This window comes from Rhizobacter sp. P3_B12, from assembly GCF_056402895.1.
This window is the reverse complement of sequence record NZ_JBFUGN010000109.1, coordinates 1-10,898: the sequence shown is the minus strand read 5'-3', so window position 1 is coordinate 10,898 and position 10,898 is coordinate 1. Positions and strand designations below refer to the sequence as shown.

General features: G+C 66.7%; 8 protein-coding genes. All 8 read right to left on the bottom strand.

Annotated elements, in window-relative coordinates; translation table 11 throughout:
- Positions 1–149 precede the first annotated feature (149 nt).
- Complete coding sequence (locus tag AC1D01_RS08795; protein ID WP_477865668.1) at positions 150–596, bottom strand: type IV pilin protein; 447 nt, start codon at positions 594–596, stop codon at positions 150–152.
- Between the two features lie 28 nt (positions 597–624).
- Entirely contained in the window at positions 625–5,265 is a 4,641-nt protein-coding gene (locus AC1D01_RS08790; protein ID WP_477865667.1) for a pilus assembly protein, read from the bottom strand.
- A 41-nt stretch (positions 5,266–5,306) separates the two neighbouring features.
- Positions 5,307–5,969 (bottom strand): pilus assembly PilX family protein, encoded by a 663-nt coding sequence (locus AC1D01_RS08785; protein WP_477865666.1) that lies wholly within the window; start codon positions 5,967–5,969, stop codon positions 5,307–5,309.
- Between the two features lie 59 nt (positions 5,970–6,028).
- Positions 6,029–7,042 (bottom strand): PilW family protein, encoded by a 1,014-nt coding sequence (locus AC1D01_RS08780; RefSeq protein WP_477865665.1) that lies wholly within the window; start codon positions 7,040–7,042, stop codon positions 6,029–6,031.
- Complete coding sequence (gene pilV / locus AC1D01_RS08775) at positions 7,039–7,677, bottom strand: type IV pilus modification protein PilV (protein ID WP_477865664.1); 639 nt, start codon at positions 7,675–7,677, stop codon at positions 7,039–7,041. Before pilV ends, AC1D01_RS08780 begins: the two co-directional genes overlap by 4 nt.
- A gap of 5 nt (positions 7,678–7,682) precedes the next feature.
- Complete coding sequence (locus AC1D01_RS08770) at positions 7,683–8,246, bottom strand: GspH/FimT family pseudopilin (RefSeq protein WP_477865663.1); 564 nt, start codon at positions 8,244–8,246, stop codon at positions 7,683–7,685.
- 84 nt (positions 8,247–8,330) lie between these two features.
- Entirely contained in the window at positions 8,331–9,809 is a 1,479-nt protein-coding gene (locus AC1D01_RS08765) for a glutamate synthase subunit beta (protein ID WP_477865662.1), read from the bottom strand.
- A gap of 39 nt (positions 9,810–9,848) precedes the next feature.
- Positions 9,849–10,898, bottom strand: a 1,050-nt coding sequence (locus AC1D01_RS08760) for a GltB/FmdC/FwdC-like GXGXG domain-containing protein (protein WP_477865661.1), incomplete at its 5' end; no start/stop codon positions are given.

Here is a 10,898-nt window from a genome sequence, read left to right as displayed (position 1 = left end):
CATCGGTGCCTGCCGATCGCTGCCGGTGAACACCGGACCCGGCCCGGCCCCGGCGTACAGCACGGCGAAGTGCAGCAAGGCTGCCGCGACCGCTGCCGGCAGCAGGCCGGCACCCGGCGATGCGGGGCCCCGGCCTGCCCTCGGCATGATCAGCGCCAGCAGGTTTCCACGGTGGCGGTGCCCGTCACGCCCTTCTTGCCGTTTTGGTCCAGCGTGAAGTTACCGCATTTGTCGCCGGTCATCCCCCCTTCGGGCACGGCCTTCAACGTGTAGGTCGTGGCCGTCAGGTCGATCACGGTCAGGGTGTAGTACTGGTCCCCTTCCGGCGGCACCTTCGYGAAACGCTTCGGAAACTGGTCGGCATCGTTCACCGACGTAGTGGCCGTGTTCTTCGAGTAGTCGTAGTTCTCGCTGTACCAGCGCTCCATGAACTGTTGTGCCGCCAGCATCTGCGTCGTCAGCTTCGCGCGGCGCCCCTTCGCGATGCTCTCGCGATAGGACGGGTACGCGATGGCCGACAGGATGCCGACGATCGCCACGGTGATCATCAACTCGATCAGCGTGAAGCCGCCCGCACGCCTTGTCCCGCTTCGCATGTCAATCCTCATGATCGAAGTCATCCTGTTATTTGGTTCGCAGGCCCGGAACCTCGCGCCACTGGATCCGGGAGTTCGATTGCGAGAAGCACAAGTTGGTGTCGGTATCGCGCCCGATGCCGCGCAGGCTGCCCGAGCCGTCCGGGCACTTGGGTGCCTTCGTGCACACTTCGGCCGCGCCCGTGCCCGTGCAAGTACAGCCCGCCTCGCCGGCGGTGCACGAGGTGAGGCTTGGAGCCGGCGTGCGGTCGTTGGCGAAGCGCAGCTTCTGGTCATCCACCGGGACGCCGATCGTGTAGGAGTCGACCACGCCATTGACCAGCGTGGGCGGGCCCAGCACATTGCTGTTGGGCAGGCCGGTGACCGGGTCAAAGACGAACAACGTGGCCAGCGGCAGGTCGCTGCAGGTGTCGATGCGGCCGGTTCGGATGAGAGGCCGGATCGAAGTCATCATGATGTTGTTCAACCGGTACTCGAGGTTCGACACCACCATCTCGGACTGGCCGGGAAGGTTGATGAACCAACCGTCCTTGGCACCCCCCGAACTGTTCAGGTAGTCCACCGCCGCACCGGCCGCCACCGTCACGATGCCCGTCGTCGCCGACCGGGTCAGCGTGCGCTGAACCAGCGTGCTGACGCCGCTCGGCAGGGCTCGCGGGCGGGCTGCCGTCTTCGGCGTCACCGTGAAGTCCGGGCGATCCCAGATGCCGAACACCCGCTGCGTGACATTGTTGCGCGGGTACTCCGTGCTGGTGTTCGCCAGGCCGGTGGCGAAGCTCACCATCACGCCACCCATCGACGGGAAGGTGAACTGCGGCGCACCGGTGATCGGCAGCACCTCGTTGGCGGGGCTGCGCGCGGTGTACAGGGGCTGCGCGACGCTGGAGGGGTTGACGTACGCGACGTTCCAGTTGTTGGTATCGCTCGACGAGATGTCGAACTTCCACAGGTTGCCCTTCAGGTCGCCGGCGTAGACGACATCGGCCGTGCCGTTGTTGTCCAGGTCCACCCAGGTGGCCGTCGACAGGCCGTTGTCGGTGCTCGTGCCGTCCACGGTGATCTTCTTGTAGCGGCCGGCCCAGCTCCCCGCGGCGGTCGGGCCGTCGGCCGGGATCACGAACAGCGCGGCATGGCCACCCGCCGATTTATAGCCGTTACCCAGGATCAGGCCGTACTTGCCGTTGTTCAGCTTCGCGACAGGCGCCGGCTGGTTGGTGCCCGGTTCGACCGAGATGTCGCTGAGCACGTAGCCCAGGTCGGCGTCATGGTCGGCCGTGAACTCCCACTTGAAGACGCTCGACGCATTGGCCTGCGTCAGCGAGTCCGGCGTGGTGGCGTCCAGCGCATAGACGCCGCGACCGCCGCGCCCCAGCGTGCCGAAGAGGTAGGTGTGCCACTCGAGGGCGGTGTTGGTCGTCGACGTGTCGTCGATCCAGACATCCGCACTGAACGGCGTGCCGTCCACATACGCCGTGACGGCGAAGCCTTGCTGGCCGGTCGCGTAGAAGCGCTGCGCCAGCGCACCCGGCGCATACGAGAACAGCGCGCCGCCGGTCTGCGTGCTCGTGGCCGACTCCGCAGGCGCTTCGAACGCGTGCACCATGCCGTCATCGGAGGCGGCCCAGAGCAGCTTCTTGCGGGTGGCCTTGGCCGCGGCGTAGGCACCGTATCCCGGGTAGTTGCCGGCCGTGTAGCGCGCCACCGGCTTTTCCTGGATCCACGGCGCCGCGCTGATGATCGGCCCGAGGATGTTGGTGAGCGGACGCACGCGCAGCGGTTTCGTGCCGCCGCTGCCCTCTTGGCTGCGGTCGCCGCGCATGTAGTTGACCGTCGCCTCCGCCTGCAGATCCGTCTGCGCGATGACCGATCCGGTCGTCAGCGCAGTCTTGTAGTTGGTCCTCGCGTTCAGCGTCGCCCAGTCGAACCCGACGCCCGCCGGTCCGTCATTGGTGATGACGTTGCGTGAGTTCGTGGCGATGGCTGTCAGTTCCTTGCTGGCCTTCCAGGTGGCAGTCTTGTCGAACGCACCGTTGCTCAGGATCTTGAACCCTTCGATGTCGCCCGAGACCTTGGCGATCTCGAAGTTGGCCAGGTACTTGAAGCCGCCGGTCGTCAGCTGGCTGGACGAGACGGCCGGGGCCGCGTTCGACGACTCGAGCGCATCCTGGAACACCGCGCGCAGCGCCGCTTCCAGCTGATCCGGGTTGAACACCAGGAAATAGTTGTCAGGCGTGCCGTCGCCGCCGACCTTCGCCGCACCGCTCGCGTCCTTCACGTCCCACTTGCTCGTCGCATCGGGAAGATCCGCGACGCCGTTGTTGTAGGTGACCTTGTAGCCGCCCCACTTCGCGGCGTACCACAGCGGGTCTTCCAGCGTGCCGCCGCTGTTGCCGGTGACGGTGTACGTCGCCATGCTGGCCGCCTGGTTCTTGTTGCAGCCGTTGCAGCCGCCGGACGCGTTCACGCCAGTGCCGTACGCCGTGCCGTCGGTCTTGGTGACCGGCAGGTTGGTCGGGTCGGTGTAGCTGAAATTCAGGATACCGGAGTGGAAGTGGACGCCGTCCCGGTTGGTGCCCGAGATCGTGTAGCCGAAACCCTGCGGATTGACAGTGGCGTCGGCGAAGGTGGACGTGGTGACCTTCAGCGTCGTGCCGTTCAGGTCCCACTCCAGGATGCCCGAGGCGTCCTGGTCATAGTCGCCGCCCTGTTGCGAGTCTTCCCACACCACCAGGTACTTGCCGTGCGTGGCCGTCTGGCTGACGACCCGGAAGTCGACCAGCGTGCCGTTGCCGGGATCGGCGCCCGGCTTGTTCAGCAGGTACGACGGCTGGATGATCGCCTTCAGGGGTGTCGTTCCGCCGGTCGTCACCGTGATGCGCGGAACCCCCGGTGCCAGCGCCACGCTGTAGGTGTTGACGTGGAAATTCGGATCTGTGTCCCTGCCGGTCAGCGGCAGCGTCGTCGAATTGCGGATCGGGTTGGTGTGCGCCCAGTAGGCGGCACCCGCCAGGCTGTACGAGYCCTTGTAAGCGGGCGCTGTCGGGCAGAGGCCTTCCACATCGGACAGGTTGGCCAGCGTCTTCGCCGTACACGCCTTGTCGTCCACGCTGGCCGTGTGGCCGACGAAGCGCAAGGTGCCGGTCAGGTTTTCGCCGGTGCCGATGGCATTCACGTAACTGTTCAGCGAACCGGTGGCATTGAGGTCGGCGAACGGTGCCTGCGTGTCGCGGTCGTAGGAGACGACGCTGGCATTGAAGTTGATGATGTCGATCGGGCGGCACTGCGGCGAGCCAAAGGTCGCATCGGTCGTCGTGCCGCGCGTGAACGGGTCCACCCAGGCCGGGTGCGGCAGGCCCATCGTGTCGCCCTTCGCATCGGCATTCGACCCGTAGTCCCCCGCCGGCGCCAGGCCTTTCAGGTAGCGCAGCGCTTCGGTAAACATCTCGCCGATCGGGTTGCCCCAGCTCGCGCACTGGTTGTCCGTGAGCGCGGTCAGCTGGTACGTGCAGGTGCCGTCGGTGTTGTTGTTGTAGCTGCTGTCGCCGTATTCATAGCCGAAGACGCGCAGCTTGTTGATCGTGCCGACGATGCCGACCAAGGACGTGTAGGTGCCGTCGGTCGTCGTGTTCACCTCGGGGACGAACGAGGTCACGTTGCGGCGCAGGATGCCGCCGGAGGTGTTCTTCGAGAACGAGCCGGTGATCAGGCCGAATTCGGCCTGGTCGCTCTCGCCGTACTCGTGCAGCAGGCCGATCGGCTTGTAGTTGCCGCCCGGGTACTTCCGGCAGCGCTCGCCGCCGATGTGCGTGCTGTTGCACGCCTCGACGCGCACGATGAAGTCGCCGTTGTTGCCGCCCGAAAGGGCCGCCGTGCGCGGCGGATTGTCGTTGGCCGCGGTCAGGCCGGTCACGGCGGAGCTGTTGCCGTTGCCGCTGCCGTTGCTGCTCCAGCCGTTTTCGTCGCCCCACCGGCATTGCCGGCGTTCGTTGGCATTCCACAGCGAGTAGTTGCCGCTCGCGACCCGCATCAACGGCGCATTCGTCGTCAAGTGCGAATAGGCGCCGTTGGCGTCGATCGTCGTGTTGCACATCGTGATCTGCGTCTGACCCGTGTACGGAGTCAGCCGGTTGATGTCGGTGCCGTTGTAGTACTTGGCGAACGAGTGGGCGTCCATCGGCAGCGACGCACGCTCGAGCACGGTCAGCGAGTTGGTGTCGGTGGAGCGGAAGCCGCCGTACAGGACCTTGCGGACCATGTCCATGCGCGTCATCGTCGCCCAGTTCAGGAAGTTGCCGCTCCAGCCGGTGCCGCTGGCGCAGTACTTGTCGGTGGTGTCGGCGGTCCAGGCGAAGCGGCCGGTCGTCCCGCTGTAGGCGTAGCACTTGCCCGTGTCGAAATAGCCCGAATAGCGGATCGCGTGGATGTAGCCGCCATCGGGCTGCCCGTCGTTGTCGTAGTCGGTGAACTCGTTGTAGGCCCGGTAGAACAGCTGATGGTCCTTGGACATGTTCAGCATGATCGCGGGCTTGGCCGGATAGGTCACCGCATTCGCCGGAATCGGGCTGATCGGCGTGTAGACGGTGGCCGTCGAGGCGGCAAAGGCCTGCGGCAGCGGCATCATGGCCCAGACCAGCGCGATGCAGAAGGTTCGTCGAATGAAGTGACGCATGGAAGACCTCGAATGAATTCAGGAGCCGACGTGGCCGGCGATCACTTGATCGTGAAGGGCTGGAAGTACGACTGCAGGACCACCTGCGTGCGGTCGGAGACGCCGAAGCCGCGCGCGGTGATGCGGTAGTAGAGGACGCGGCCGCTGCTGCGGGAGAACTGTTCGATCAGGTACTCGGGCTGGATGGCCACGCCGGGAACCGCCGGCGCACCGGTGTACAGGCCGAGCGGCACGCCACCGGTGAAGGTCGCGCAGGTGGCGGCATTCGCGGTCTTCGGCTTGGTGGACGGGTCACCCCACATGCCGCCCTTGTCTTGCGGCCACCAGGGCTCGCCGTTGGGGGACGAGGCAGCCCAGCTCGTTGTCTTGTAGTCGTTCAGCGCCTTGTCGCACTGCCCGCCCACGCAGGTTGCCGAGAAGCCGGCGACGGCGCTTTCCAGCGGCCGTGCGCCTTCGCGCTTGCACTTGGCAGTGCTGCTCGCCAGCACCGACCCGTCGGACAGCAGCAGGTCGCGCTCGGCATCGCGCAGGGCCGACTCCGCCGCCTGGCGGGCAATCTCGCCGTCCAGCTGGTTGCGCGACGACATTTCACCGAAGTTGGCGTTGCGCGCCGAGAACGCGACGATGCCCATCAGCGCCAGCATCAGCATCAGCACGACGACCATCGCGACGCCCTGCTGCCGGGCCGGACGCCGGCGACGCACGAGACGGTTCGCCGGCAGCGCCGGTACACGGGATTCAAGACGAAGCGGCAGCATAGGAATCAATACGTCTTGTTGAGGAAGTTGCGCAAGCCGAAGACCTGGCTGTAGAGCTTGTACGTCGAACGGTCGGTGAGCGCCTGCGTCTTCACCGTTCCCTCGCAGTCCTGGTAGGTTCGCAGCGCGCCGGCGGTGTCGTTGATCCGGCTGGGACCCCCGTAGGTTTTCGACAGCACGCAGATGCGCACCGCGGCCACCCGGGCCCAGGGCGTCAGCGACTTGCCGTCGATGGTCAGCGTCGGCAGGGGGAGGCTGGCAAACTGGGCTGCGGTGTAGAACTTGTCGACCGCGCGATCGCTGGTCGAGAAGACGCCATAGGTGACCTGGAATTCCTCGATGTTCGAAATCACCGGCTGGTAGCCGGTCGAGGCGGCCGCATTGCCGCGGCATTCCAGGCTGCGCACGCTGGCCGTCTGTCCATCGACGACCACCGTCTTGGCAGCCCCCAGCCGGTAGTGGTTGGCGACCAGAAGTGGCTTGGCGGGCGGCTGGGTCGCCGCGCCGGTGCCGAGGCGGCTCGTGTTGACGGGAGCGGTCCCGACATCGTTGCCGTTGCAATCCTTGCGCTGGCCGCCAGCCTCGCCGAACGCGTCGTTCGTGAAGTAGGCGACGACCAGTTCATCGCTTCCTGCCGTGGTGCCGCAGGTGCCGGTCACCAGGTTGAAATTCGTCGCTTCGCATCCGAAGATGCCGGTGGCGTACCCGGGCAGGCCAGGCGAGCCGGTGATGTTGCTGTAGGCCGCCAGGACGTTCTCGTTGCCCTCGGAGCTGACTGCCGGATAGAAGCCTGCATTGACGACATCGCGGCCCAGCGCCCGCAGCGCGAAGACCCCGACTTCGTTGGCTTCCGAGACCTGGTCGATCGTGCGCTGGCTTTCGCGGGTGCCGAGGTACAGGTAGACGGCGGCGACGACGATGGCCAGGTTGATGGTGATCGCCACCAGCAATTCGACCAAGGTCAGGCCGCGCTGAGCGGGACGGCGCCCGGCGCGCTTCGGGAAGTGATGGCCGTTCATGGGAGGAAGGTGAAGTTGACGCAACGAACGCCGTCCGCCGCACCGGCGGCATCCGGGCAGCAGTTGCTCATGGCCGCAGAAGCGGTGTAAGTTGCAGCGACAGTGCAGGCCTTGCTCTTGTCCAGGGTGTTGTTCGCCGTGAGGAACTGCTTGTCGAACCACATCATCGTCACCGTCATGCCGGTGCTGCGGTTGCCGGTGACGAACGCCGAACCCTGCGGCAGCTGGCGCCGGATCTGCTGCCGCCAGATGGTCAGGTCGTAGGCGGCACGCTCGGTGGCGGTGCAGGTGGCTGTGCTGCAGTCGGTCGAGACGGCCGGCGGCGCGGCGGTCGACTGCGTGCTCCAGTTCGTGGTCAGCGCGTAGGCCGAGGTCGAGGTCGCCGCCCCGCTGCTGAAGTAGGACAGCCCGGCCACGTCCGGATTGGCGCGCACACGGTCGGCGAAATCGCTGAACAGCACCGCCGTCGAAGACCTCGCCCACGCGCCGATCTTGAAGCGCGAGGTGGTCGCCTGCAGCGCGGCGATGCCCAGCATGCCGAGGGACATGATGAGGACGGTCACCAGCACTTCGATGAGCGTGAACCCCGAGGATCGGCGCGCGCTGCGGCCCGGACCGGCAGGGATGGAATGCATCGTTTTCATGGACATGTCTCGCCGTAGCCCACTGTCAACGTACGACCCAGCGGACTCACGCAGATCGTGCGATTGGAAGAGCGGGTCGATGTCTGGTAGCGCACATTGAAGGAACCGACATCGGTCGACCGGGGCCGGCCCGTCGCCGAGAAGAAGATCAGGCCGCCGGGACCGGTGATGGTGTAGTCGGCGGTCAGCGCGCCCGTCACCAGCAGCACGTCGTCGGCCGCAGGATTCACGGCCGCTGCATCGCAGGCCGGATTGCGGAAGACGATCCATCCGCTGCCCCAGGCCGTCGGGGTGGCAGCGTCACAACTCGATCCGTTGCTGCTGACGCACATCGTCACGCACGAGTTGCGCGAGGCGGCCTCGTTGCGGGCACGCAGCACGCTGCCCATGAACTCGTTGCTCGCCGCGGAACTGCGATTGCGGATCACGAAATCACGCATCGACGGTGCCGCGGCCATCGCCAGGATGGCCACGATCGCGACCGTGACCATCAATTCGATGAGGGTGAAGCCGCCGTGCCGCAAGGGCACGGAGGTGGGGGGGAGGTGTCCGCCGTTCATGGACCGTAGTCTAGGCGGAGGCCCCGCCGGCGACGGCGCTGCCGGTCGGGTGGGAACGACCGTTTGTCGGCCGCCGATCGGCCCTCAGCGCGGCAAGTCGCTGGATCCCATCAGGAATTCATCGACTGCGCGGGCCGCCTGGCGCCCTTCGCGGATCGCCCACACCACCAGCGACTGGCCGCGCCGCACGTCGCCGGCCGCGAACACCTTGGGGACGCTGGTCRCATAGCCACCGATGAAATCGGTGCCAGCTCGCGCATTGCCGCGCGCATCCTTGTCGACGCCGAACGCATCGAGCACGCTCGCGACCGGGCTGACGAAGCCCATCGCCAGCAGCACCAGATCGGCCGGCAGCGTCTGCTCGCTGCCCGGCACCTCGGTCATCTTGCCGCCCTGCCACTCGACGCGCACCGCCTTCAGCGCGCGCAGCTTGCCCTTGTCCTTGCCCTCGCCACCGATGAACTCCTTGGTGGCGATCGCGAACTCGCGCTCGCAGCCTTCTTCATGGCTGGAGCTGGTGCGCAGCTTGATCGGCCAGTACGGCCACACCAGCGGCTTGTTCTCCTGCTCGGGCGGCATCGGCATCAGCTCGAACTGCGTGACGCTCTTCGCGCCATGCCGATTGCTGGTGCCGACGCAGTCGCTGCCGGTGTCGCCGCCGCCGATCACGATCACGTGCTTGCCGTCGGCGCGCAGCTGGTTCTTCAGCTTGTCGCCGGCGTTCAGCTTGTTCTGCTGCGGCAGGAACTCCATCGCGAAGTGCACGCCGTCGAGGTCGCGCCCCGGCACCGGCAGGTCGCGCGACTGCTCGGCACCGCCGGCCAGCACGACCGCGTCGAACTGCGCCTTCAGCTCGTCGGGCGTGATGCTTTCCTTGGCCCAGTTGGTGACCTTGCTGCCTTCGGGCAGCTTGCCGACGATCACGCCGGTGCGGAACTGCACGCCCTCGGCCTGCATCTGCTCGACGCGGCGGTCGATGTGCGACTTCTCCATCTTGAAGTCGGGAATGCCGTAGCGCAGCAGGCCGCCGATGCGGTCGTTCTTCTCGAACACCGTCACGTCGTGACCGGCACGTGCCAGCTGCTGCGCGGCCGCCAGGCCGGCCGGGCCGGAGCCGACGACCGCGACCTTCTTGCCCGTCTTCGCCTTCGGCGGGCGCGCCTTGACCCAGCCCTCGGCCCAGGCCCGGTCGATGATCGCGTGCTCGATGCTCTTGATGCCGACCGCGTCGTCGTTGACGTTCAGCGTGCAGGCCGCCTCGCACGGTGCCGGGCAGATGCGCCCGGTGAATTCCGGGAAGTTGTTCGTCGAGTGCAGCACGTCGATGGCATTGCGCCACTCGTTGCGGTACACGAGGTCGTTGAAGTCCGGAATGATGTTGTTGACCGGGCAGCCGCTGTTGCAGAAGGGCGTGCCGCAATCCATGCAGCGCGCCGCCTGGACCTTCGACTCGTCCGCCTTGAGCCCGATCACGAACTCGTTGTAGTTCTTCAGGCGCGCCTGCACGGGCGCATAGCCCTCTTCCAGGCGCTCGTACTCCATGAAGCCGGTGACTTTTCCCATGATCTCTCGCTACTCCGGTTGGCTGGGGCTGGGCCTGGCTCAGGCCTTGGCGCCACTCTTGGACTTGGGGCCGCCCTTGTCGGCGTTCTTCTCGATGACTTTCGCCTTCGCGATCGTGTCACCGGCCTGCTTCGCGGCGTTGATCTCGCCGAGCGCGCGCTTGTACTCGCTCGGGAACACCTTCACGAACTTGCCGCGCGACTCGGCCCAGGTGTCGAGGATCTCGCGCGCACGCAGGCTGCCGGTCCAGCGGTGGTGGTCGTCGAGCAGCTTGCGCAGGATCGCCTCGTCGGCCTGGCCCAGGTGCCACACCGCCTTGTCGACCGAGGCCTCCTGTTCGGCGGCGCCCAGCACCTTGTCGAGCTGCACCATCGCGGTGTTGCAGCGCTTGGCGAACTGGCCGTCTTCATCGAACACATAGGCGATGCCGCCGCTCATGCCGGCCGCGAAGTTGCGCCCGGTCTTGCCGAGCACCGCGACCGTGCCGCCGGTCATGTACTCGCAGCCGTGGTCGCCGGTACCTTCGACGACCGCGGTCGCGCCCGACAGGCGCACCGCGAAGCGCTCGCCGGCCACGCCGCGGAAGAACGCCTCGCCGCTGGTCGCACCGTACAGCACGGTGTTGCCCACGATGATGTTGCGCGTCGCGTCGCCGCGGAAGTCGATGCTCGGTCGCACCACCACGCGGCCACCGGACAGGCCCTTGCCGGTGTAGTCGTTCGCGTCGCCGATCAGGTACAGCGTGATCCCCTTCGCGAGGAAGGCGCCGAAGCTCTGGCCGCCGGTGCCCTCCATCTGCATGAAGATCGTGTGGTCGGGCAGKCCTTCGGGATGGCGGCGCACCAGCTCGCCCGACAGCATCGCGCCGACGGTGCGGTTCACGTTGCGCGTCTCCTCCATGAACTGCACCTTCTCGCCGCGCTCCAGCGCGGGCAGGCACTTCTGGATCAGCTTCACGTCGAGCGCACGCGCCAGCCCGTGGTCCTGCTCCTCGACCTGGCGGCGCGCCACGTCGGCCGGCGCCGTCGGCAGGTGGAAGATGCGCGAGAAGTCGAGGCCGCTCGCCTTCCAGTGCGAGATGCCCTTGCG